The sequence below is a fragment of the Kitasatospora sp. NPDC091207 genome (assembly GCF_044768625.1).
In the GTDB taxonomy this organism is placed as follows: Bacteria; Actinomycetota; Actinomycetes; order Streptomycetales; family Streptomycetaceae; genus Kitasatospora.
On the sequence record NZ_JBIVVS010000010.1, the window covers coordinates 77,969 to 100,768 of the forward strand.

Below are 22,800 nucleotides of genomic sequence, written 5' to 3' on the forward strand. Positions count from 1 at the left end.
GCGCCGCCGTGGAGATGCGCGGCCCGGTGGCCGGTGGCAGCGTGAGAGGCGACGCGGTCACCGGAGCGAAGGGCGGCAGGACCTCATGGCGCTGCACAAGGGAAGCGGCGACGATCGCCGGCTGGCCATCAATCCGTTCGTCGGCACCGCCGACCCGCTGAGCGCGATGGAGCTGGCCCCACCGGTGCACCGGCTCTCCGACGGCCCGGTGGCGGCCGACACGGCGTACCAGCTGATCCACGACGAGCTGATGCTGGACGGGAACGCCAAGCTCAACCTGGCGACCTTCGTCACCACGTCGATGGAGGTCCAGGCCACCCGGCTGATGACCGAGTGCCTCGACAAGAACATGATCGACAAGGACGAGTACCCGCAGACCGCCGAGCTGGAGCGGCGCTGTGTGGCGATCCTCGCCGACCTCTGGCACGCCGCCGACCCGGAGACCACCGTCGGCTGCTCCACCACCGGCTCCAGCGAGGCCTGCATGCTGGCCGGTCTCGCCCTCAAGCGCCGCTGGATGCGGCGCAACGCGGACCGGTACGCGGCCGGCGCCCGCCCCAACCTGGTGATGGGCGTCAACGTCCAGGTCTGCTGGGAGAAGTTCTGCACCTTCTGGGAGGTCGAGGCCCGCACCGTGCCGATGTCGGGCGAGCGCTTCCACCTCGGCGCCGAGGAGGCGGTGGCGCTCTGCGACGAGGACACCATCGGTGTGGTGGCCGTGCTCGGCTCGACCTTCGACGGCTCCTACGAGCCGGTGGCGGAGCTCTGCGGCGGCCTGGACGCGCTGCAGCAGCGCACCGGCCTGGACATCCCGGTCCATGTCGACGGCGCCTCCGGCGCCATGGTCGCGCCCTTCCTCGACCCCGAGCTGGTCTGGGACTTCCGGCAGCCGCGGGTCGCCTCGATCAACACCTCCGGCCACAAGTACGGCCTGGTCTACCCGGGCGTCGGCTGGGCGCTCTGGCGGGACCGCGAGGCACTGCCCGAGGAGCTGGTGTTCCGGGTCAACTACCTCGGCGGGGAGATGCCGACCTTCGCGCTGAACTTCTCCCGCCCCGGCGCGGAGGTGGTCGCGCAGTACTACACCTTCCTGCGGCTGGGCCGGAGCGGGTTCCAGGCCGTCCAGGGAGCCTGCCGCGAGGTCGCGGTCTACCTGGCCGAGCAGATCGAGGCGCTCGGCTGCTTCCGGCTGCTGACCCGGGGCGACGAGCTGCCGGTCTTCGCCTTCACCACCACCGACGACGTGACGTTCGACGTGTTCGACGTCTCGCTGCGACTGCGCGAGCGCGGCTGGCAGGTGCCCGCGTACACCTTCCCCGCCGACCGGGAGGACCTCTCGGTGCTGCGGGTGGTCTGCCGCAACGGATTCTCCCGGGACCTGGCCGACCTGCTGCTCTCCGACCTCACCCGGCTGCTGCCCGAGCTGCGCAAGCAGCCCCGGCCGCTCAAGGAGTTCGGTGTGGCGGCGCGGACGGCCTTCCACCACTGACACCCGCTCAACCACCGCGGGGAACCGGAGGGAACCGTTCCGGCGGCGGACCGTGATCACGGCGAGGGGAGGGCGCATCGAAGCGCCCTCCCCTCGCCGCGCGTCCCTGCGGTTGGGGCAGCCTCCCCCCGCGAGGCTGTCCCAACCGGTGGGGGATCGGGACGTCAGGGACCGGCCGTGGAAACGGTGCCCGGACGAAGCGTCCGGACCGCGAAACGCACCGGTGTGAGAACCATGCATGACGGGCAGGCACATGTTCGAGCGTCACCCGGGGTTGTGAGACACTTCCGTCCGTCTCAGCGCCAGGACCTGGTGTTTGAGACGACAGGCCGATGAGGTTGGAGACGCGGACACGCCCCCACGGCCCGGGCCGGAGCCCGCTCGGGCCCTCCCGCTCCCCCGCCGCCGCCTCCGATGTTGGGAATGACCGTTATGGGCTCCGCCTGGAAGCAACTGCCGGACGACCTCTCCGTGCCGGCCAAGCGCCTGACGGAGGAGCTCCGTGCGGTCAAGGACGCGACCGGGCTCTCGTTGTCCGAACTCGCCTCCCGGACCCACTACAGCCGGGCCTCCTGGGAGCGCTGGCTGAACGGCAAGCGGGTCATCACCGAGCAGGCGCTCGACGCCCTCGTCAAGGCGGTCGACTGCGACGGCCGCACGCTGCGGGCCCTCTGGGAACTGACCGCGGCGGCCGCGGAGGGCGGCGGCCCGGACGCGGCGGGGCCGGACCCGGCGGACGCGGAGCCGACGGCGGACACGGCGCCGGCGGACCCTGAGCCCGCCGGCACGGAGCCGGCGGACGCCGAGCACCCGACCCCCGGGCGGCACGGCACGGAGACGGGCGCCCCGGAGCCGGACGGCGGCGAGCCGGCGGACCCGGGCGGACCGGACGGCACGCCGGTCCACTGGTGGCGCCGGCCGGTGGCGCTGGTCGGCTGCGCGGCCGTGGTGGCCGTCCTGATGGTGCTGGCCGGGGTCCGCTACTCCCGCGGCGGAACCGAACCGGCCGCCGCCGCGCAGCCCGCCGTGACCGGCACGGCCACCTCCACCGCCCGGACGGCCCCGGCCTCACCCTCCTGCCAGGCGATGGGCTGCTCCCACAAGGACCCCAAGGCCACCGGCTGCGGTGCCGACGCCCGGACCCTGCTGACCGGCAACATCGGCAAGGTGGTGATCTACCTCCGGTACAGCCAGCGGTGCCAGGCGGCCTGGGCGGCCATCACCGAGGGCGCGCCGGACGACTACTCGACCATCACCAGCAGCGCCGGCGAGACGGAGACCGCGCTGATCCACTGGGGGTACGACAACTACTCGGCGATGGTGAACGCGGCGGACCCGGCCGCCACCTTCCGGGTCTGCGGCCACACGCCGGCCGGGGACGACTGCACGGGCGGCGTCTCCGGGCTGGCCCAGGTGGTCGCCTCGACCCCGATCCCGATCGGCCCCGCCTCTCCGCCGGCCGCTCCCACCACTCCCGCCGGGTCCACGCCCCCGCCCACGCCCTCGCCCGCCGCCTCCCCCAGCTAGTCGAGATAGCCCCGGAGCTGCTCGGCGAAGGCGTGCTCCCGGAGCTTGACCAGGGTCTTGGACTCGATCTGGCGGATCCGCTCCCTGGTCACGCCGAACAGCGCGCCGATCTCCTCCAGGGTGCGCGGACGGCCGTCGTCCAGGCCGTAGCGGAGCTGGACGATCTGGCGTTCGCGGTCCCCGAGCGTGGCCAGGACCGCCTCCAGGTGCTGGCGCAGCAGCAGGAAGGTCGCGGACTCGGCCGGTGAGGCCGCGTCCGCGTCCTCGATCAGGTCGCCGAGCGCGACGTCGTCCTCCTCGCCGACCGGGGTGTGCAGCGAGATCGGCTCCTGGGCGAGCCGGAGCAGCTCGCGCACCCGCGCCTCGGTCAGCTCCAGCGCGACGGCGATGTCGGCCGGGCCCGGTTCGGTCCCGCTCTCCTGGAGCAGCGCGCGCTGCACCCGGATCACCCGGTTGATCAGCTCGACCACGTGCACCGGGACCCGGATCGTCCGTGCCTGGTCGGCCAGTGCCCGGCTCATCGCCTGGCGGATCCACCACGTCGCGTAGGTCGAGAACTTGTAGCCGCGGGCGTAGTCGAACTTCTCCACCGCCCGGATCAGGCCGAGATTGCCCTCCTGGACCAGGTCCAGCATGGTGAGGCCGCGGCCGATGTACCGCTTGGCCACCGAGACCACCAGCCGCAGGTTGGCCTCGATCAGCCGCCGTTTGGCGATCCGCCCGATCACCACCAGGGCGTCCAGCTCCCCGGCCAGCGGGTCGGGCGGCGGGGGCTCGCGGTTCAGCCGCTCCTCGGCGAAGAGGCCGGCCTCGATCCGGCGGGCCAGCTCCACCTCCTCGGCGGCGTTCAGCAGGCGGATCCGGCCGATCTCGCGCAGGTACTGGCGGATGAGGTCCGCCGCCGGGCCGGTGCCGCCCGCGGGACCGCGGTCCCGGTCGGCGTCGAGGTCCGGTTCGGTCCCGGCGTCCGTCCGCCGGCCCTCAGCGGCGTCGGGGGCGGCGTCCGGATCACCGGCCCGGGGGCGGCCCGGCGGAAGGCCCCGCGCGGACACCCGGACACCGTCGGCGGGCGGTGTCCCGGTCCGGCCGTGGTCGTCGTCGTGGGGGGCGAGCGGATCGGTGGTCGGGCGGGCGGTCGCGGCAAGGCCTTGGTCCACGGGCATCCCTCGGGGCGGGCGCGACTCTGGCGGACCCGCGCTGGACGGAGGTGGAACGCCCTCCAGTGTGCGGCACGCCACACTCCGTGGCCGAGACTCGTGCGCGCACTTTCTGCGGCGGGACTACAGCCCGGCGGCGCCCTGACTGCGCAGGCGCTGCTTGTACTGTTCGAGCTGCCAGAGCTCGCTGCTCACCGCGTTCCACTCCTCGCTCGCGCCACGGGCGTGGAGCTGGTTGAGGTAGGCGCGCCCCTCGGTGATCCGCTGCTCCACCGCCTGGAGCCGCAGTTTCACCAGGAACTCCCCCGCGTAGATCGCGTCCACCTTGCGGCGCGAACGCACCGGCTCCACGGTGAGCTCGGTCACCAGCGACCGCACCTGGTCGTCCGGGCACGCCTCGCGCACCGCGTTGGTGAAGTCGGCCTGGCCGGCCCCGGACGCCGCTCCGCCGGCCTGGCCGATGGCCCGGCGCACGGCCGTGTACGGCGGGGTCGGGAACTCGTCCTCGCCGTACTGATCGAAGGTCGGCGCGACGAGGTCCGGGTGCTGCAGGGCCAGCTTGAGCAGCTCGCGCTCGACGAACTGGGCCGGGTCGCGCGGGTTCAGGCGGAACAGCGGGGTGACGGCCCTGACCGGTTGCGGCTGCTCGGGGCGGCGCTGCTGGCCGGCGGCGCGCGGGTTCTGCTGGCGCTCCCGGTCCCAACGGGCCAGTTGGGAGATCCGGCGGACCACGAACTGCTCGTCCAGGATGCCGAGCATGCCGGCCAGCCGGACGGCGTACTGGTGCTGGATCGAGCGGTCCTTGATCTTGGCGACGATCGGCGCGGCCTCCTCCAGCGCGGCCGAGCGGCCCTCCGGGTTCTCCACCCGGTGCCGGGCGACGGCCGAGCGCAGCGCGAACTCGAACAGCGGGACGGGGTTGTCGATCAGCTCGCGGACCGCCTCGTCCCCCTTGGCCAGGCGCAGTTCGCACGGGTCCATGCCGCCGGGGCTGACCGCGATGGAGGTCTTGGCGGCGAACTTCTGGTCGTCCTCGAAGGCCCGCAGGGCGGCCTTCTGGCCGGCCGCGTCGCCGTCGAAGGTGAAGACCGTCTCGCCGCGGTACTGGGAGGTGTCCATCAGCAGCCGTCGGATGATCTTGATGTGGTCCTCGGCGAACGCGGTGCCGCAGGTGGCCACCGCGGTGGTGACACCGGCCAGGTGACAGGCCATGACGTCGGTGTAGCCCTCGACCACCACGGCCCGGCCCGACTTGGCGATCTCCTTCTTCGCCAGGTCGATGCCGTACAGCACGTGGGACTTCTTGTAGATCGGCGTCTCGGGGGTGTTCAGGTACTTCGGACCGTTGTCGTCCTCGCGCAGGCGGCGGGCGCCGAAGCCGACCGTCTCCCCGGCGATGTCGCGGATGGGCCAGACCAGCCGGCCCCGGAAGCGGTCGATCAGGCCACCGCGCTGGCCCTGCGAGGCCAGGCCGCCGAGCAGGATCTCCTTGTCGCTGAAGCCCTTGCCCCGCAGGTAGCGGACCAGGTTCTCCCAGCCGACCGGGGCGTAGCCGACGCCGAAGGTCGCCGCCGCCTCCTCGTCGAAGCCGCGCTCGGCGAGGAAGCGCCGCCCGATCTCGGCCTCCGGCGAGCCGAGCTGCTCCCGGAACCAGGCACCGGCCACCTTGTGCGCCTCGACCAGGCGGGTGCGCTCGCCCTGCTGGTGGCGGGGGCTGTAGCCGCCCTCCTCGTAGCGGAGCGTGATGTTGGCCTGGGCGGCCATCCGCTCGACGGCCTCGGCGAAGGTGAAGTGCTCGATCTTCATCAGGAAGGCGATGGTGTCGCCGTTCTCCTGGCAGCCGAAGCAGTGGAAGACGCCCTTGGCGGGGTTCACGTAGAAGGAGGCGGACTTCTCGTCGTGGAAGGGACAGACGCCCTTGTACTCGCCACCGCCACCATTGGTGAGCTGTACGTAGTCGCCGACCACCACGTCGATCGGCAGTGCGCTGCGCACCGCCTGTACGTCTTCGTCCCTGATCCGACCGGCCACCCCGGAAGTCTACTGGGGCGGCGCCGATCGCCGACCGCGCCGGGGCGGTCTCCTCACGGCCGGGCCGTTCCCAGCAGCTTGGCGTGCAGGGCCAGGGCGGAGGCGTCGGTGAGGGTGGCGATCTGGTCGATCACCGCGCGGAGGGCGGCGCGGTCGTCCTCCGCCTCGCGGTAGAGGGTGGCGAACACCGGGTCCAGGCCCTCGGGGGCGCGCCGCGCGAGGACATCGGCCAGCTCGGCGATCACGATCCGCTGGCGGGCCCGGAGCTGGGCCTGCTCGTCGCGCTGCATCACGAAGCGGACGGCGACGGCCTTGAGCACCGCGCACTCCAGCCGGACGTCCCGCGGCACCACCAGCTCGGCCCGGTAGCGGGTGAGCCGGCCGGGGCCGTAGCGGGCCCGGGTGGCCTGCTCGGCGGCCAGGCAGAACCGGCCGATCAGCTGGCTGGTGAGGTCCTTCAGACCGGCCCTGGCGCGGGCCGAGCCGTCGTAGGAGCTGGGCCACCACTCCTGGCCGAGCAGTCGGTCCAGCGCGGCGGCCAGCTCCTCGGGTTCGGCGTCGGGGGCGTAGCGCTCGGCCACCTTGAACAGTTCGGCGCGCTCGCCCGGGGCGCGCAGCACGGCCGGCTCGATGTGACCGGCCTGGAGGCCGTCCTCCACGTCGTGGGTGGAGTAGGCGACGTCGTCGGACCAGTCCATCACGGTGGCCTCGAAGCACTTGCGCCCGGCCGGGGAGCCGGCCCGCAGCCAGCGGAACACCGGCAGGTCGTCGGCGTAGACGCCGTACTTGGAGGAGGCCGGGTCGAGCGGGTGCGCGCCGTACGTCCAGGGGTACTTGGTGGCGGCGTCCAGCGCGGCGCGGGTCAGGTTGAGGCCCACGCTGCGGCCGGGCCAGGGGGCGAGCCGGGCGGGCTGCTCCTCCTGCGGGGCGAAGCGCTTGGGCTCCAGTCGGGTGAGGATGCGCAGCGACTGCGCGTTGCCCTCGAAGCCGCCGCAGGCCTCGGCGGCCTGGTCGAGGGCCTCCTCGCCGGTGTGGCCGAACGGCGGGTGGCCGATGTCGTGGGCCAGGCAGGCGGTCTCGACGAGGTCCGGGTCGCAGCCGAGGGCGGCGCCCAATTCCCGCCCGACCTGGGCGCATTCGAGCGAGTGGGTCAGCCGCGTCCGGGGGAAGTCGCTGCGCATCGGGGCGACCACCTGGGTGGTGCCGGCCAGTCGGCGCAGGGCGGCGGAGTGCAGCACGCGGGCGCGGTCGCGCTGGAACGCCGTCCGGCCGGGGCGCTTGTCCGGCTCGGGCACCCAGCGGGCCTCGGCGGCGTGGTCGTACGGGAGCGGGGCGGCGGTGAGGCGGTGCGCGGTGTCGTCCATATGCCAATCACCGTACGCCGCGGCTCCGACAGCCGGGGTGAGCCGCGCGCGAAGGGGCGCGGGCCGGGGCGTGAACCTTGGCCGCCCGGCCGGGGGCGGCGCGAAGCCCGCCCCCGGCCCCCCGGGACCGGCCCGGCCGGGCCCCCGGTTCAGCCCCGGACGGCCTTCAACACCGCTGCGGCCACGCCCTCCTGGCCCCTGGCGTTGGGGTGGATCGCCGCCAGCCCGGGGGCCGGGAAGGGCGGCTCCACCCAGCGCACCGCCTCACCGGCGCACATGTCGTGGCCGACCGAGGGCGCGGCCGCGTCCACGAACACCGCGCCGGCCGTCTCCGCGCGGCGCTTGAGCATCGCGTTCAACTGCTGCTCCTTCTCGGCCAGGAAGCCCAGGTCGCCCTCGGAGACCGTCCGGCCGAGCACCGGTACGCAGCTCGCCGGATCGGCCGGCAGCAGCACCGGGTAGCCGACCACGTAGACCCGGGCCTGCGGGGACCGGCGCTTGACCTCCTGCAGCACCTGGCCCAGCCGTTCGCCGGCCGCGTCCACCTTGCGCTGCACCTGGTCGGCGGCGCCGCCGGCGGAGGCGTAGTGCTCCCGGCACGGCGCCGCGGCCCGATCCGAGCCGATCAGGCTCTTCACCGCGTCCGCCAGGTTCTCCTTGGCGCACTCGCCGACGACCTCCATGAACCCGGCGTCGTTGCCGCCGATCCCGACCGTGACCAGGCGGGTGGCCGGGGAGAGCGCGTCCAGCTGCGGCGGATTGGCCCCGCCGCCGTCGGTCTGCTGGGAGCCGGTGAGGTCCCCGGTGCGGGCACCGCTGCAGCTGACGTCCTTGAACCGGCCGTCCGCCAGCCCGAGCGCCTTCGCCACCAGGGAGGGGTAGTTGACGGCCGAGCGGGCGCAGCCCTTCGGTTCGCCGACCTGCGGGGAGATCTTCAGGCCCGCGGTGTAGGAGTCCCCGAGGGCGACGTACGGTCCGGTGGGCGTCGGGGTCGGGGTGGGCGTCGGGGTGGCCCGCACCGGGTGGGGGCCGTCCGGTGACCCGGCGGGGGCATCGGAGGAGCCGCCGGCGGAGCTGCACGCGGCGAGCAGCAGCGCGCTGAGCCCGGCGACGAGTACCGCGGTCGGACGTGTGGACATGGGCATGGAATCCCCCCGGGGGCCGGAGCCGGCGACGTTTCCTTCTGACAACGGCCCGTCCCCCGGGCACCGCACCGGCAACGAACGACGGCCCCCGATCGCTCCCGGCCCGGGCGCGCGATCCCCGGCGCGGACGTCGGGGCCGCTCGGGCCTGCTCGGGGCCCGGCGCTCGGGGCCGGGCGATCGGGGCCCGCGGGCTACTCGGGGCCGCGCTCGTGCTCGGCCAGGAACTGCTCGAAGCGCCGGCCCAGCTCGTCCGCCGACGGCAGGTCGACCGGCTCGGCCAGCAGGCTCTCCCGGCCCTCCGCGCCCGCGACGGCGTCGTACTGGCCCTCCATGCCGCGGATCGCCGAGCGCAACTCGCCGTCCCCGTGGGTCAGCTGCTCCTCGATGTCGGCGTACACCTCGCCCACCCGCTCGCGCAGCTTGGTGCCCGGCAGCACCAGACCGGTGGCCGACTGCACGGCCTCCAGGATGAGCACCGCGGCCGCCGGGTAGGCCGAGCGCGCCACGTAGTGCGGCACGTGCACGGCGAAGCCCAGCACGTCGTGGCCGGCCTCGGCGAGCCGGTACTCCAACAGGGCCTGGGCGCTGCCCGGCACCTGGGCCTGCTCGAACCACTGCGGGTAGCCGGGGGCGAGGTCCAGCCGGTTGCCGTGCGGGGTCAGGCCGACCGGGCGGGTGTGCGGCACGCCCATCGGGATGCCGTGGAAGTCCAGCGCCAGCCGGACCTCGAAGCGCTCGGCGAGCAGGCGCACGGCGGCGGCGAAGCGCTCCCACTCGACGTCCGGCTCGGGGCCGGTGAGCAGCAGGAAGGGCGAGCCGGCCGCGTCGTGGACGAGCCGGAGGAGGATCTCCGGCGGCTCGTAGGAGGCCCAGTGCTCCCGGTCGAAGAGCATCGCGGGGCGGCGGGCCCGGTAGTCCACCAGGCGGTCGTGGTCGAAGCGGGCCACCACCTGCGGGGTGCCCTCCTCCAGCAGGTGGTCCACCACCTGGCCGCCGGCCTCGCCGGCGTCCATGAAGCCCTCGAAGTGGTGGAGCAGCACCAGGCCCGCACCGGTGTCGGCCAACGCGGCCTTCGCCGCCGCCACGGCGGCCACGCCCTGCTGATCCAGCTCGTACAGCTCCTGGGGATCACGCACCGCGCACCCAACCCCGTTCTCTACTCGTCGACTCGTACCGGCTACTCGTCGTCTGCAGCGTGCCGGGCGCCGCCGGAATTCCCGCCGCGCGCGGCCGTCGCCCGGCCGCTTCCCCGGTCAACGCCCGGCGACCCGCCCGGGTGCCCCCGGAGCCGCGCCGCGGCGCCCTCCGAACCATGATCGCACCCGGCGGGAAACCCGCTGGTCACGGGCGCCCGAAGCCCCTCCCGGGCGCGCGTCCGGGGGGCCCGCGCGCCCATTCGTGTGCCGCGAGGTGACGCACCGCCTTCTGGCGGGTATCGTCCTCTCGCTGCCTCGCATCGTCGCGTCGTCGTCACGTCGTCCGTAACGCCGTCGATCACGTCCCGGCCCGGTGCTCGGCCAGCCACCCACGACGCATCTTGCCTTCATCTGGCCGCCTGCTTCCCTTCGCGCTCCCGTTTCCTCTTCGGCCATCTCGCGGACGCACACTGTCCCCTCGCTCATCCCGCCGGACCGGTCCGTCGACCCGTGTCCGCTCCGGCACCGCGCTGCCCGCCTCCGGGCCGCCGCCCCCCACCCCGCTCGACCGGCCTCCGGCGTGCACGGGCACGGGCGGCCGGACTCCGGGATCGGGGCGAACGTCCACGCAGCCCGAGCCGCACCCCGGCGCGGGACGCGCCCTCCGACCGATGAAGGACCGAAGGTTCCGTGCCCGTACCTGTCATCCTCACCGGCCGCACTGTGCGGCTGGAGCCCCTTGCCGCGCACCATGCCGAGGCCATCGCCGAGGCCGGCGCCGAGGACCGTACGACCTACGCCTTCACCCCCGTCCCGCACGGCCTGGAAGCGGCCCGCGAGTACATCGCGCGCGCCCTCGCCGACCGGGCCGCGGGCCGGGCACTGCCGTTCGCGACGGTGAGCCTCGCGGACGGCCGGGTGGTCGGCTCCACCCGGTTCCTCGAACTCGACTACTGGCAGGGCCCGGTCGTCTGGCCGCCGGTGCCCGGCGTGCCGTTCGGCGACCCGGCCACGGCCGTCCCGGACGCCGCCGAGATCGGCAACACCTGGCTCTCCCCCCGGGCCCAGGGCAGCGGCATCAACACCGAGGCGAAGCTGCTGATGCTGCGCCACGCCTTCGAGGAGTGGCGGGTGCAGCGGATCTCGATGCGCGCCGACGCCCGCAACCTGCGCTCCCGGGCCGCGATCGAGCGGCTCGGCGCGACCTCGGAGGGCGTGCGCCGGGCCCACTCGCGCGGGCTGGACGGAGTGGTGCGCTCCACCGCGTTCTACTCGATCCTCGACTCCGAATGGCCCGCCGTGCGGGACATCATCGAGCTGCGGATCGCCGCCGCCACCTCGCCGAGCGCCCCGGAACGGGCGATCAACCAGGAGTGCCTTAGACACGGCGGCGGCGCCGGGCAGCTGATCACGGCCTGAGCGGCGGTTCCCCGGTGGCGGCCCCCCTCAGCAGGCGGGTGAGGACGTCGAGGTCGCGACCGGGGCCCGGCGCGGCCGGCCACCGGTCGTGGCTCGCCTCGACGACCGCGGACACCGGGCGCCAGCCGTCGCGCACCCGGCCGACCACGACCTCGAAGACGGCGTGCCCCTCCGGACGGCAGAACCGCAGGACACCCTCCCGGGTGTGGACGCGCCACCGCCGGTCCGGCGCGTCCGGCGCCGCCCCGGTCCGGATCCGCTGCCACTGCTCCTCGGTCCACACCACGTCCGGCACGGGGTGGGGACGCGGGATCCGCATCGGCGGGGTGCCCCGGTCGCCGGGGACGCTGCCGGGCTCCGGGAACGCCCAGGCCGGCAGCGGCTCGCGGGCGGCCAGCCAGCCGGCCGGGATGCCGGCCGTCCCGGTGTGCGCGGCGACCACGCCGCCGGTGACGGCGGCGACGGTGTCCATGTCCCCGCCGGCGCCGATCGCCTCCCGGATCGCCGCCGGGTAGTCGGTCAGCCCGCGGGCGGCGCACCAGAGGGCGTAGGGGACGGTGTCGGCGGCACTGGTCCGGCTGCCGTTGCCGAGCACCCGGGCGGCGACCCGGAGGTCCGGCTCGGCGAGCAGCGCGATCGCCTCGGTCAGACCGTCGTGGACGGCGCCGGCCGGCGTGTGGTGGCGGACCTCCGTCAGGAAGCCCTCCGGCGTCATGGCCTCGGTCCGGGCCCGCACCGCGTAGGCGGCGGCCACCGCGACGGCGACCGCCCCGTCGACGGCCTGCGGGTGGGTGTGGGTGATCAGCGCCGTCTCGGCGGCCGGCCGGACCACCTCCGCCGGATCGGCCGCGTACAGCGCCCCCAGCGGGGCGATCCGCATCGCGGCGCCGTTGCCGTAGGAGCCCTGGCCGTCGAACAGCCCGGCGGCCAGCGCCTTGGCGTCGCCGCCCTCACGGACCAGGCGGAGCAGGCGGTTGGCGGCGGGGCCGTAGCCGCGGTCGAAGTCGTGCCGGCGGGCGAAGGCGTGGGTGAGGTCGAAGGTGTCGATCGTGCCGCGCTCCGCCCGCGCCGCGTACACCGAGCAGGCCATCTCGGTGTCGTCGGTCCACGGCCAGGGGCCGGGCGGGACGGTACGGGCCGCGAAGTGGGCCGCAGCGGTGTCGGGGACGAAGTACTGGGCGCCGAGGGCGTCGCCCACGGAAAGGCCGTTGAGGGCGTCGAGCGCCGGGCCGGTGTGAGGGGTCGTCATCGTGGCCAAGCTCACCCCGTCGGCCGACGCCGCGTCAACGCCGTTCGCGGAAGGCCCTCCGACGGGCGATGTTCCGCATACCCCCGACCCGGTCGGGAAGCACCCCGGCATGACCCGTACGGAGCTCCTCGACCCCCTGCTGCTGCTCGGCGCCGACCAGCAGCACATCGTCACCCGGGCGCAGCTGCGCGGGCTCGGGGTGCCGTCCGGCACCATCGCGCACCGGCTGCGGCCGGGCGGGCCCTGGCAGCAGGTGCTGCCACGGGTGATCCAGCTGCAGAGCGGGCGGCTGAGCGCCCATCAACGGCTGCGCGCGGCGCTCGCCTACGCGGCCCCGAAGGGGCGGTCGGCGCGGCCCGGCGAGGTGCTGCTGACCGGGGAGGCCGTGCTGGCCTCGGCCGGGCTGCCGTCCGCCGGGCACCCGGCCGACCTGAAGGGCGTCGACGTGCTGGTCCCGGGCCCGCGCCGGGTCGCGGACCGCGACTTCGTCCGGATCCACCGGGCCTTCGGGGCGATGCCGGGCGGGTTCGAACGGGACGACGGGCTGTGGAGCACGACGGTCGCGCGGGCGCTGGCCGACCTGGCGCCGCGGGAGAGCGGCCAGCGGCGGTTCCGGGCGCTCTGCGCGGAGGCGGTCCAGCGGCGGCACTGCGATCTGGGCGAGCTGCTGGACCAGTTGCTCGCCCGTCCGGGGGCGCTCGCGCTGCCGCGGGTCGCCCAGGTGGTGGAGGACCTCGCGGCCGGGGTCCGGTCGGTCGTCGAGGGCGAGGCCCGCGCGCTGGTCCGGAAGGCCGGCCTGCCGGAGCCGCTCTGGAACCCGGTGCTGTTCCTGGACGGACGCTTCCTCGCCGTCCCGGACGCCTACTGGCCGCGGGCCTGCGTGGCCCTGGAGATCGACTCACGGGCCTGGCACCTGCGCCCGGCCGACCACGAGCGGAGTCTGGCCCGGGCCAACCGCCTCACCGCCGCCGGCCTCCCGGTCGTCCGCGCCACGCCCGTCCAGCTGCGGCGGGACCCGGAGCCGGTGCTGCGGGAGCTGCGCACCCTGCTCGCCACCGGCCCGCACGGCCCGCACGCGCGGATCGGCTGGCGGCGGGCCCGGTAGGGCGTGCGCGGGGTACGGGCCGGGTGGGTGCGGGGGGGGCGGGTGGGTGCTACGTGCGGGCCGGGCGCGGGCTCAAGCCCGCTCCTGCGCGGCGCCGGCGGCCTCGGCCGCGGCCACCAGCCGCTGGAGTTCGGCGAGATGGGCGGCCAGCGCCTTGCGGCCGGCCTTGGTCGCGCTGAGCCAGGTCCGCGGGCGCTTGCCGACGTACCCCTTCTTCACCGCCACGTATCCGGCCTCCTCCAGCGCGGCGGCCGCCTTGCTGAGCGCCGAGTCGGAGACCTCGCAGTGGTCGCGGACGGTGGCGAACTCGGCCTCGGCGCAGGCGCCCAGGAAGGCCAGCACGGTCAGTCTGGTCGGGTGCTGGAGCAGCGGATCGAGTGCGGCCGGCATCAGTGGACCGCCGGCGTCCGGCGGATCCACGCGTTGAGCCGGCCGGTGGCCGCCCAGAACGCCGCCCCGGCCGCCACGCCGGCCGCCGCGCCCGTCCACCGCGCGCCGCCGCCCGCCAGCCAGGCGAGCAGCATGGCGGCCAGCCCCGCCGCGATCACTCCGAGGACGGCCAGCAGGACCGGGCGGGTCAGGCCGGGTGCCATCCGGTGCACGATGCCGCCTTCGTTCATCGCGATCCGGGCCAGGGCGCCGGTCAGGGCGGCGAAGACCAGCCCGAACAGGGCGCTCAGCCAGCCCAGCCCGGCCCCGACGGCCTGTCCGACGCCGGTGCCGTAGACGGCGAAGGCCACCGCGAAGGCCGGGCCGTACCAGCCGGGCAGGCGGCCCGGGGCCTGGGCGGCGGCCCTGGCCCGTGCGGCCAGGCGCAGCGCCTCGGCGGCGGGCAGGTCGGCGGGTTCGGCGGGCTCGGCGGTGCTCATGGAATCCCCCTGGATGGCCCGGGCGCCCACGGGCACCCGGCGTTGTCGGTCCTTCCACTATGGCATCTACTTTCCAAAGTGGAAAGTACTTTCCCAGGTGGCGTTCCGCCCCGGAGGAGTCAGCAGCGCGCGTCGATCTCCTGGAAGGAGCCGTAGTGGTCGGCCGTCCAGTACTGCTCCCCGATGCCGCCGGTGACGACCCGTCGGGCGCCGCGGTCACCGGACCCCGGGGTCACCACGGTGTACTCGTGGTAGTAGCCGGAGGCCTTGCGCGGGAGGCGGTTCTCCCGGTTCTCGAAGACGATGCCGTCCGAGCGGTACGGGTAGGGGCCGCCCCTGGCGATCAGGCCGAGGGTGTCGAGGGCCTGGGTGGGCAGCTTGGTGCGGCAGACGTCGGCCAGCGCGGGATCGGCCGGCACCCAGCCGCCGGCCGGGGCCGGGGTGGTGCCGGCGGGCGGGGACGACCTGGGGGCGGAGGGCCTGGGGCCCGTGGCGGTCGCGCCGGCGGAGGCGACGGAGGAGGGGGCCGAGGCGGAGGCGGCGGCCTTCGGACGGTCCGTCCCGTCGTCCGAGAGGAGGTAGCCGACGACCGCGGCGAGCGCGCAGATCAGGACGGCCGCCAGGGCGGACAGGCGGTTCTTGCTGGTCATGCGCTCCAGCTTGGCAGCCGGCCGGGCCCCGGCCGGCCAGCCACACGCGTGGCCGCGGCCACACCCGGGGCGGCCCCTCGGGGCAGCCGGGCGGGCAGACCCGCGGGCGGGCGGACGGGCGGGCACCCCTGCGGACGGGCGGGCAGAGAAATGCGACCGGGGTGGGAACGGACGCCGTTGTCCGTTCCCACCCCGGTCGCGATACGTACGCCGGTTCTCCTGCGCCGAGCCCCGGTGTACGCCCTCCCCGGTGGGAGGGGGTGCGGTCAGCGACCGAACCGCGCCGACGGTGCCCCGGCCGATGCCTGGCCGGGGCGCCGCACTCAGCGCGAGTCGCTGCCCGCCGTCTCGATGGCGGCGCGGCCTGCCTCCAGGCGCGCCACCGGGATCCGGAAGGGGGAGCAGGAGACGTAGTCCAGCCCCACCTCGTGGAAGAAGTGCACCGACTCCGGGTCGCCGCCGTGCTCGCCGCAGACGCCGAGCTTGAGGTCGGGGCGGGTGGCCCGGCCGGCCTCGACGGCGTGCTTGACCAGCGCGCCGACGCCGTCACGGTCGATGGTCTCGAACGGCGAGACCCCGAAGATGCCCTTCTCCAGGTAGGCCGTGAAGAAGGAGGCCTCCACGTCGTCCCGGGAGAAGCCCCACACCGTCTGGGTGAGGTCGTTGGTGCCGAAGGAGAAGAACTCGGCGGCCTCGGCGATCTGGCCGGCCGTCACGGCGGCGCGCGGCAGCTCGATCATGGTGCCGAGCTTGATGTCCAGGTGGACGCCGGTGGACTGGGCGACCTCGGCGAGCACCCGCTCGCACTCGTCGCGGACCAGCTCCAGCTCCTGGACGGTGCCGACCAGCGGGATCATCACCTCGGGGCGGGGGTCCCCGCCGGCCAGCTTGCGCTCGGCGGCGGCCTCGGCGATGGCGCGCACCTGCATGCCGAACAGGCCGGGGATGACCAGGCCGAGGCGGACGCCGCGCAGGCCGAGCATCGGGTTCTGCTCGTGCAGCTTGTGCACCGCCTGGAGCAGCCGCAGGTCGTTCTCGTTCGGGTCCTTGCGGGCCTCGGCGAGGGCGACGCGCACCGACAGCTCGGTGATGTCCGGCAGGAACTCGTGCAGCGGCGGGTCGAGCAGGCGGACGGTGACCGGCAGCCCGTCCATCGCCTGGAAGAGCTCCAGGAAGTCGCCCTTCTGCAGCGGCAGCAGGGTCGAGAGCGCGGTCTCGCGGTCCTTGTCGTTGTCCGCCAGGATCAGGTGCTCGACCTCCTTGCGGCGCTCCTCACCGAGGAACATGTGCTCGGTGCGGCACAGGCCGATGCCCTGCGCGCCGTAGCGGCGGGCGCGGCCGCCGTCCTCGGAGTTGTCGGCGTTGGCCCGCACGGCCAGCCGGCGACGGACGTCGGCGTGCGACATCAGCCGGTGCACGGCCTGGACCAGACCGCCCTGGACGTCGGCGCCGGCGTGCAGGGTGCCCTCGAAGTACTCCACCACCGCGGAGGGGAGCACGGGTACCTCGCCGAGGTAGACCTTGCCGGTGGCGCCGTCGATCGAGACGACGTCGCCCTCCTCCAGCTCCAGGCCGTCGGCGGTGGTCATCCGGCGGCGCTTGGTGTCGACCTCCAGCTCCTCGGCACCGCAGACACAGGTCTTGCCCATGCCGCGGGCGACGACGGCGGCGTGCGAGGTCTTGCCGCCGCGCGAGGTGAGGATGCCCTCGGCGGCGATCATGCCGTCCAGGTCGTCCGGGTTGGTCTCGCGGCGGACCAGGATGACCTTCTCGCCCGAGCGCGACCACTTCACCGCGGTGTAGGAGTCGAAGACGATCTTGCCGATCGCGGCGCCGGGCGAGGCGGCGAGGCCCCGGGCGATCTGCTTGGACTCGGCGTTGGGGGCGAAGCGCGGGAACATCAGCTGGGAGAGCTGGCCGCCGGTGACCCGCATGAGGGCCTCGTCCAGGTCGATCAGGCCCTGGTCGACCAGCTGGACGGCGATCCGGAAGGCGGCGGCGGCGGTGCGCTTGCCGACCCGGGTCTGCAGCATCCAGAGCTTGCCGCGCTCGATGGTGAACTCGATGTCGCAGAGGTCCCGGTAGTGGGTCTCCAGCGTCTGCATGATCGCCATCAGCTCGTCGTACGACTTCTTGTCGAGCTGCTCCAGGTCGGCGAGCGGCAGGGTGTTGCGGATGCCGGCGACGACGTCCTCGCCCTGGGCGTTGGAGAGGTAGTCGCCGTAGACGCCGACGGCGCCCGTGGAGGGGTCACGGGTGAAGGCGACACCGGTGCCGGAGTCCTCGCCGAGGTTGCCGAAGACCATGGAACAGACGTTGACCGCGGTCCCCAGGTCGTTCGGGATGCGCTCCTGGCGGCGGTAGAGCCGCGCCCGGTCGCCGTTCCAGGAGTGGAAGACGGCGTGGATGGCGAGGTCCATCTGCTCGCGCGGGTCCTGCGGGAAGGCCCGGCCGGTCTCGCGCTCGACGATGCCCTTGAACACCTCGACCAGTTCCCGGAGGTCGGAAGCGTCCAGGTCCAGGTCGTTGACGGTGTCCTTGGCGTGCTTGGCCTCGTCCAGGGCCTCCTCGAACAGCTCGCCGTCGACGCCCAGCACGGTCTTGCCGAACATCTGGACCAGGCGGCGGTAGGAGTCCCAGGCGAAGCGCTCGTTGCCGGACTGCGCGACCAGGCCGACCACCGAGGCGTCGGAGAGGCCGATGTTCAGGACGGTGTCCATCATGCCGGGCATGGAGAACTTGGCCCCGGAGCGGACCGAGACCAGCAGCGGGTTGTCGGCCTGGCCGAGCCGCTTGCCCATCTCCTGCTCAAGGGCGTCCAGGTGGGCGCTGATCTCCTTGTGCAGCGAGGCGGGCTCACTGCCGGTCTCCAGGAAGACCTTGCAGGCCTCGGTGGTGATGGTGAACCCCGGAGGGACGGGGAGGCCCAGGTTGGTCATCTCGGCCAGGTTCGCGCCCTTGCCGCCGAGAAGATCCTTGAGGTCCTTGTTTCCTTCGGTGAAGGAGTAAACAAACTTCTGCTGGGACGGCACGGGTCGGTCTCCTCGCACACGGTTGCCCTGACGCCGGAGAACATACCCATTTCGAAGGCGCTTCCGCGCCGCCAATAGGCCGTACGAGGCCGGTACCCGGTGGTAACCCGACAGATCGAATGCACATAAAGGCGTTCACCTCTGTTGGTGAAATCGTCCGGATGACGCGAGCTAGCGTTCAACTCTTGAACACAAGGAAACCGGAAGATCACACGAAGGGGACGCACGGTAGCGGTCGGCGGTCCAGCGTGTTGCCCCGGCTTGATTTCCTGCACCCCGAGCACCCGATCCCGCGTCACCCCCTTCGGGAAGCGATTCCCCGCCGACCTGTCCATTTCGTCCTCTGAAGGACCATCAGGCGCCACGGCATGTGGCAAGCGTCACGGACGCATCTCGCCCGTCGAACGTAGTCCCCCTCCGTCGATCGTCGCACTGTGTCCAGCTTCGTGCTCGTTCCGTGATGTCGGCGCACCAAAAAGGAGCCCTCTTGTCCAGATGGGACAAGAGGGCTGGGACGCCTTGGCGAGAGGCCGTCGAGGGCCATTTTCGCCACTGGGGACAGATCAACCGCCAGAGGTGTCCGATTCGGCGTCCGCACTGGGCAGAGCGCAGTCATACGGATCGTCCAACCAGCCTTCCGGCAGAACCACCCGGTTGTTGCCGCTGGTGCGCCCGCGCGGGCCGTCCGCACCGGCCGGCCAGAGCTGGGACTGCTCCACCATGGACAGGGTTTCGGCCAACTCGGCGAGCGAGGAGGAGTTGGCCAGCCTCACCCGCAGTTCGGAGCCGACCGAGAAGCCCTTGGTGTACCAGGCGACGTGCTTGCGGAAGTCGATCACGCCGCGGGCCTCGTCCCCGATCCACTCCCCGAGCAGCTGCGCGTGGCGCACCATCGCCCGCGCCACGTCCGCGAAGCTCGGGCGGGCGTAGTCGACCTCGCCCTCGAAGATCGCGACCAGGTCCTTGAACAGCCACGGCCGGCCGAGGCAGCCACGGCCGACCACCACACCGTCGCAACCGGTCTCGCGCATCATCCGCAGCGCGTCGTCCGCCGACCAGATGTCCCCGTTGCCGAGCACCGGGACGTGCGCCGGCACGGACTCGCGCAGCCGGGCGATCGCCGACCAGTCCGCCGTGCCCCCGTAGTGCTGGGCGGCGGTGCGCCCGTGCAGCGCGATGGCGGCGACGCCCTCCTCGGCGCCGATCCGGCCCGCGTCGAGGTAGGTGAGGTGGTCGTCGTCGATGCCCTTGCGCATCTTCATGGTGACCGGGAGGTCCCCCGCGTTGGCCACGGCCTCGCGCAGCAGCTCACGCAGCAGGTTGCGCTTGTACGGCAGCGCCGAGCCGCCGCCCTTGCGGGTCACCTTGGGGACGGGGCAGCCGAAGTTGAGGTCGATGTGGTCGGCCAGGCCCTCGTCGGCGATCATCCGGGCGGCCTTGCCGACGGTCACCGGGTCCACCCCGTACAGCTGGATCGAGCGCGGCTTCTCGCTCGCGTCGAACTTGATCAGCTGCATGGTCTTGGCGTTGCGCTCGACCAGGGCCCGCGTGGTGATCATCTCGCTCACGTACAGGCCCTTGCCGCCGCTCTGCTCGCGGCAGAGGGTGCGGAAGGGCGCGTTGGTGATGCCGGCCATCGGCGCCAGCACGACGGGTGGCCACACCCGCATCGGGCCGATCGTCAGCGGCGCGAACTCGGAGGTGGTCGCGGTCGCGGTGGGCGCGGCGGACGTGGGCGCGGCGGCGGGCGCGGTGTCGGACGCGGTGTCGGCGGGCGTGGCGGACGCGGTCGCGGACGCGGTGGTGTCGAGCGTGGCTGTCATGCGCGGCTGACCTCGTGGACGGGGGTTCGGGACTCTTCATTGTCCCCCACCGCGTGCCGGGGGCCGTCGGTGCTGCCCGCCGGGCCCGCCGGCACCGGCCGTACGCCGTCAGGGCCCCGAACCGCCCCCGCTCAGGACGGCCCGCGGTCGGCCGCCCCGGAGACGACGCGCACCGAACCCGAGGTGGTCCCCACCCGGACGGTGTCGGGGCTGGAGGCGTCGGCCAGCTCGGGATCGACGTGGCGCTCGCCCCCGACGGCACCCCCGCTGAAGTCGAAGGCGTACCGGGAGCCCGGCGGGAGGCCGAGCGACACGGCGCCGGAGCTGACACCGACGTCCACCAGGTGCGGCGCGCGCACGAAGCCCAGGTCGACCTCCCCCGAGAAGGACCGCGCCTCCACCCGCGCGGAGGTCAGGCCACTGGCCCGCAACAGGCCCGAGGTGGTGCGCGCGGACACCTCCCCGGAGAGTCCGACCAGCTGGATCGCCCCCGAGGTCGCGGCGAGCCGGATGCTCCCGGTCAGGTCCTGGACCTCGATGCTGCCCGACGTCCCGCCGCCGGACACCGAGGTCGCGACCGGCACCTCCAGTTCGATCAGGGCGGCGCACCCGACGTCCACGGCCGGTAGCACTTGGTTGCAGCGCATCCGGACGGTGAGCGCGTCACCCTCGAAGACGGCCGAGACCGTGGGCTTGCGGACCGTCCAGTCCAGGTACTGCTTCACGTGCACCCGCCCCGGCGCCCCCGGCCTGATCACCACCGCCGCCGTCCCGGTGTCCAGCTCCACCCTGGTCACCGGGACCTGGTAGGTGCGCTCGGACACCGTCTTCTGCTGCACCACCATCGCCCAGGTCTGCACGGCGCCGAAGACCAGCACGAAGGCCAGCGACAGCGTCCCGGTGACCTGCCAGCCACGACGTCCGCGCACGGTTACCCGACCTCCAGGAACCGCAGCACCGCCAGCACCCTGCGGTGGCTGTTGTCGGCCGGCGGCAGATCGAGCTTGGTGAAGATCGAGTTGATGTGCTTCGCCACCGCGCTGTCGCTGACCACCAGGGCGGCGGCGATCGCCGCGTTGGAACGGCCCTCCGCCATCAGGCCGAGCACGTCCCGCTCGCGCGGGGTCAGCTTCTCCAGCGGATCGCGGTGACGACGGACCAGCAGCTGGGCGACCACCTCGGGGTCGAGCGCGGTACCGCCCTCCGCCACCCGCTGGAGGGCCTCCACGAAGTCGTCCACATTGGCCACCCGCTGCTTCAGCAGATAGCCCACCCCGCTGGTGTTGGTGGCCAGCAGATCGGCCGCGTACCGCTCCTCGACGTACTGGGAGAGCAGCAGCACCGCGACCTCCGGCCACTGCCGGCGGATCAGCAGCGCGGCCCGGACGCCCTCGTCGGTGTAGTCGGGGGGCATCCGGACGTCCGCCACCACCACCGCCGGACGGTGCTCCTCCACGGCCGCGAGCAAGGCCTCGGCGTCCCCGACCGCGGCGGCCACCTCGAAGCCCACCGCCTCCAGGACCTTGACCAGACCGGCCCTGAGCAGGACCGAGTCCTCGGCGATCACAGCACGCACGGCAACTCCACGGTGATGGTGGTGGGGCCCCCGAGGGGGCTGAGAACGGACAGCGTGCCGTCGACCGAGGCGGCGCGCTTGCGCAGCCCGGTCAGGCCGGTGCCGCGCGCGGAGTCCGCGCCGCCGACACCGTCGTCGCTGACGACCAGCCGCAGCCGGCCGCCGGCCGTCCGCACCGACAGGTCGACCCGGGAGGCCCGGGCGTGCTTCGCGACATTGGTCAGCGCCTCGGAAACGGTGAAGTAGGCGACGGCCTCGACGGTCGGGGCGACCGGCTCGGTCAGCTCGACGTCGAGGCGGACGGGCAGCGGCGAGCGGGCGGCGATGCCGGACAGCGCCGCGTCCAGACCGCGGTCCTCCAGGACCGCCGGGTGCAGGCCGCGGACGAGGTCCCGCAGTTCGTCGATGGCGGCCTGGGCCTCCTCGTGCGCGTCCACGATCACCTGCATGACCTCGGGCGGGGCGTCCTTGAAGGTGCGCCGGGCCAGGCCCAGGTTCATCGCGAGCGAGGTGAGCCGCTGCTGGGCACCGTCGTGCAGGTCGCGCTCGATCCGCCGGCGCTCGGTGTCGACGGCGTCGACCAGGCCGGCCCGGCTCTCGGCGATCTCCTCGACCCGGCGCTCCAGGGTCTCCGCCCGGCCCGGACCGAGCAGCCGCACCGCCGCCCATTCCTCCAGCCGGGCCAGCAGGGCCGTCGCCCAGGGCAGCACCAGGAGCAGCAGGGCGCCGGCCGCGGTGACCGGGGCGTCCAGCGTGACCAGCGACTCGCGCACCGGATTCGCGTGCGGCATCAGCCAGGCCCAGCCGTAGACGGTGGCCATCACCAGGCCCGCGCCCCAGGTGTACAGCACCCCGACCGCGCCGAGCCCGAGCAGCGGAGCCGCCAGCAGGTGGTAACCGACCTGGCGCCAGCTCACCCCGGTGCGCAGCCCGGTGAGCAGGCCCGCCGGGGTGTCGACCGGCTGGAGCAGCGGCGGCACCTCGATCCCGCGCAGGGTGCGCAGCCGGCCGCGCTGGGCCGCCGTCAGCAGGCGCAGGCCGAGCAGGGTCAGGCCGATGACGGGCAGGAAGAGCTTGGAGGAGACGAGGGACAGCCAGATCGGCGCGGCCAGCGGGATGCCGGCGGCTATGAAGCGGGTGTCACGCCAGACGGCGGCCGACCACGGGGGCCGTTCGACGCTCCTGGCGAGCGCGCGGCGCAGCGAGGTGGAGGGCATGACGGACAGC

Annotated in this window: 18 protein-coding genes; 4 read left to right on the top strand and 14 right to left on the bottom strand. The window is 73.9% G+C overall.

Going from position 1 to position 22,800, the window contains the following annotated elements; genetic code table 11:
• The first annotated feature begins 85 nt into the window (after positions 1-85).
• Both ACIQTO_RS18645 and ACIQTO_RS18650 read left to right on the top strand, forming a co-directional pair.
• A complete protein-coding gene (locus ACIQTO_RS18645; RefSeq protein ID WP_402388824.1) occupies positions 86-1,489 on the top strand; it encodes a glutamate decarboxylase in 1,404 nt (467 codons plus the stop codon).
• A 423-nt stretch (positions 1,490-1,912) separates the two neighbouring features.
• Positions 1,913-3,016, top strand: coding sequence for a DUF2690 domain-containing protein (locus ACIQTO_RS18650; RefSeq protein ID WP_402388827.1), 1,104 nt, complete (start codon positions 1,913-1,915; stop codon positions 3,014-3,016).
• On the opposite strand, the gene ACIQTO_RS18655 is transcribed toward ACIQTO_RS18650, so the two are convergent.
• The 5 genes from ACIQTO_RS18655 to ACIQTO_RS18675 all read right to left on the bottom strand — a co-directional run bounded on the left by ACIQTO_RS18655 (position 3,013) and on the right by ACIQTO_RS18675 (position 9,850).
• A complete protein-coding gene (locus ACIQTO_RS18655; protein WP_402388830.1) occupies positions 3,013-4,179 on the bottom strand; it encodes an RNA polymerase sigma factor in 1,167 nt (388 codons plus the stop codon). The genes ACIQTO_RS18650 and ACIQTO_RS18655 overlap by 4 nt on opposite strands.
• A 117-nt stretch (positions 4,180-4,296) precedes the next feature.
• On the bottom strand, positions 4,297-6,204 hold the full coding sequence (gene dnaG, locus ACIQTO_RS18660) for a DNA primase (RefSeq protein ID WP_402388833.1): 1,908 nt from the start codon (positions 6,202-6,204) through the stop codon (positions 4,297-4,299).
• Positions 6,205-6,257: 53 nt separating this feature from the next.
• Positions 6,258-7,568 (bottom strand): deoxyguanosinetriphosphate triphosphohydrolase, encoded by a 1,311-nt coding sequence (locus ACIQTO_RS18665; RefSeq protein ID WP_402388836.1) that lies wholly within the window; start codon positions 7,566-7,568, stop codon positions 6,258-6,260.
• A gap of 149 nt (positions 7,569-7,717) precedes the next feature.
• Positions 7,718-8,707 carry an SGNH/GDSL hydrolase family protein gene (locus ACIQTO_RS18670; protein WP_402388837.1) on the bottom strand — a complete coding sequence of 330 codons (990 nt, stop codon included), beginning with the start codon at positions 8,705-8,707 and terminating at the stop codon, positions 7,718-7,720.
• A 198-nt stretch (positions 8,708-8,905) separates the two neighbouring features.
• Positions 8,906-9,850 (bottom strand): PAC2 family protein, encoded by a 945-nt coding sequence (locus ACIQTO_RS18675; protein WP_402388840.1) that lies wholly within the window; start codon positions 9,848-9,850, stop codon positions 8,906-8,908.
• A 690-nt stretch (positions 9,851-10,540) separates the two neighbouring features.
• On the opposite strand from ACIQTO_RS18675, the gene ACIQTO_RS18680 reads away from it, so the two are divergent.
• Entirely contained in the window at positions 10,541-11,269 is a 729-nt protein-coding gene (locus tag ACIQTO_RS18680; RefSeq protein WP_402388843.1) for a GNAT family N-acetyltransferase, read from the top strand.
• Here ACIQTO_RS18680 and ACIQTO_RS18685 read toward each other — a convergent pair.
• Complete coding sequence (locus ACIQTO_RS18685) at positions 11,259-12,518, bottom strand: ADP-ribosylglycohydrolase family protein (RefSeq protein ID WP_402388846.1); 1,260 nt, start codon at positions 12,516-12,518, stop codon at positions 11,259-11,261. The two genes, ACIQTO_RS18680 and ACIQTO_RS18685, sit on opposite strands and share 11 nt — an antisense overlap.
• Positions 12,519-12,627: 109 nt before the next feature.
• Here ACIQTO_RS18685 and ACIQTO_RS18690 point away from each other — a divergent pair, with 109 nt between their 5' ends.
• Entirely contained in the window at positions 12,628-13,623 is a 996-nt protein-coding gene (locus ACIQTO_RS18690) for a hypothetical protein (protein WP_402388849.1), read from the top strand.
• 72 nt (positions 13,624-13,695) lie between these two features.
• Here ACIQTO_RS18690 and ACIQTO_RS18695 read toward each other — a convergent pair whose 3' ends face one another.
• The 8 genes from ACIQTO_RS18695 to ACIQTO_RS18730 all read right to left on the bottom strand — a co-directional run bounded on the left by ACIQTO_RS18695 (position 13,696) and on the right by ACIQTO_RS18730 (position 22,790).
• Entirely contained in the window at positions 13,696-14,013 is a 318-nt protein-coding gene (locus ACIQTO_RS18695; RefSeq protein WP_402388852.1) for a transcriptional regulator, read from the bottom strand.
• Complete coding sequence (locus tag ACIQTO_RS18700; protein WP_402388855.1) at positions 14,013-14,492, bottom strand: hypothetical protein; 480 nt, start codon at positions 14,490-14,492, stop codon at positions 14,013-14,015. The genes ACIQTO_RS18695 and ACIQTO_RS18700 overlap by 1 nt, the downstream gene beginning before the upstream one ends.
• A 119-nt stretch (positions 14,493-14,611) precedes the next feature.
• Positions 14,612-15,142: a ribonuclease domain-containing protein gene (locus ACIQTO_RS18705; RefSeq protein WP_402388857.1), complete on the bottom strand. Its 531-nt coding sequence runs from the start codon at positions 15,140-15,142 to the stop codon at positions 14,612-14,614.
• A 323-nt stretch (positions 15,143-15,465) separates the two neighbouring features.
• Positions 15,466-18,174 carry a pyruvate, phosphate dikinase gene (gene ppdK, locus ACIQTO_RS18710; protein ID WP_402388860.1) on the bottom strand — a complete coding sequence of 903 codons (2,709 nt, stop codon included), beginning with the start codon at positions 18,172-18,174 and terminating at the stop codon, positions 15,466-15,468.
• Between the two features lie 563 nt (positions 18,175-18,737).
• Positions 18,738-19,844 carry a tRNA dihydrouridine synthase DusB gene (gene dusB / locus ACIQTO_RS18715; RefSeq protein WP_402389267.1) on the bottom strand — a complete coding sequence of 369 codons (1,107 nt, stop codon included), beginning with the start codon at positions 19,842-19,844 and terminating at the stop codon, positions 18,738-18,740.
• A 284-nt stretch (positions 19,845-20,128) separates the two neighbouring features.
• On the bottom strand, positions 20,129-20,926 hold the full coding sequence (locus tag ACIQTO_RS18720; RefSeq protein WP_402388863.1) for a DUF4097 family beta strand repeat-containing protein: 798 nt from the start codon (positions 20,924-20,926) through the stop codon (positions 20,129-20,131).
• A gap of 2 nt (positions 20,927-20,928) precedes the next feature.
• Positions 20,929-21,573 (bottom strand): response regulator, encoded by a 645-nt coding sequence (locus ACIQTO_RS18725; protein ID WP_402388866.1) that lies wholly within the window; start codon positions 21,571-21,573, stop codon positions 20,929-20,931.
• A complete protein-coding gene (locus tag ACIQTO_RS18730; protein ID WP_402388869.1) occupies positions 21,561-22,790 on the bottom strand; it encodes a histidine kinase in 1,230 nt (409 codons plus the stop codon). The genes ACIQTO_RS18725 and ACIQTO_RS18730 overlap by 13 nt, the downstream gene beginning before the upstream one ends.
• Between the last annotated feature and the right edge of the window lie 10 nt (positions 22,791-22,800).

What these genes read in the sequence shown, in the direction of transcription:
- ACIQTO_RS18655 (WP_402388830.1), bottom strand. Translation starts at nt 4,179, where the DNA reads ATGCCCGTGGACCAAGGCCTTGCCGCGACCGCCCGCCCGACCACCGAT.
- ACIQTO_RS18650 (WP_402388827.1), top strand. Translation starts at nt 1,913, where the DNA reads ATGACCGTTATGGGCTCCGCCTGGAAGCAACTGCCGGACGACCTCTCC.
- ACIQTO_RS18665 (WP_402388836.1), bottom strand. Translation starts at nt 7,568, where the DNA reads ATGGACGACACCGCGCACCGCCTCACCGCCGCCCCGCTCCCGTACGAC.
- ACIQTO_RS18700 (WP_402388855.1), bottom strand. Translation starts at nt 14,492, where the DNA reads ATGAGCACCGCCGAGCCCGCCGAACCCGCCGACCTGCCCGCCGCCGAG.
- ACIQTO_RS18645 (WP_402388824.1), top strand. Translation starts at nt 86, where the DNA reads ATGGCGCTGCACAAGGGAAGCGGCGACGATCGCCGGCTGGCCATCAAT.
- ACIQTO_RS18730 (WP_402388869.1), bottom strand. Translation starts at nt 22,790, where the DNA reads ATGCCCTCCACCTCGCTGCGCCGCGCGCTCGCCAGGAGCGTCGAACGG.
- ACIQTO_RS18705 (WP_402388857.1), bottom strand. Translation starts at nt 15,142, where the DNA reads ATGACCAGCAAGAACCGCCTGTCCGCCCTGGCGGCCGTCCTGATCTGC.
- ACIQTO_RS18690 (WP_402388849.1), top strand. Translation starts at nt 12,628, where the DNA reads ATGACCCGTACGGAGCTCCTCGACCCCCTGCTGCTGCTCGGCGCCGAC.
- ACIQTO_RS18685 (WP_402388846.1), bottom strand. Translation starts at nt 12,518, where the DNA reads ATGACGACCCCTCACACCGGCCCGGCGCTCGACGCCCTCAACGGCCTT.
- dusB (WP_402389267.1), bottom strand. Translation starts at nt 19,844, where the DNA reads ATGCGGGTGTGGCCACCCGTCGTGCTGGCGCCGATGGCCGGCATCACC.
- ACIQTO_RS18695 (WP_402388852.1), bottom strand. Translation starts at nt 14,013, where the DNA reads ATGCCGGCCGCACTCGATCCGCTGCTCCAGCACCCGACCAGACTGACC.
- ACIQTO_RS18670 (WP_402388837.1), bottom strand. Translation starts at nt 8,707, where the DNA reads ATGTCCACACGTCCGACCGCGGTACTCGTCGCCGGGCTCAGCGCGCTG.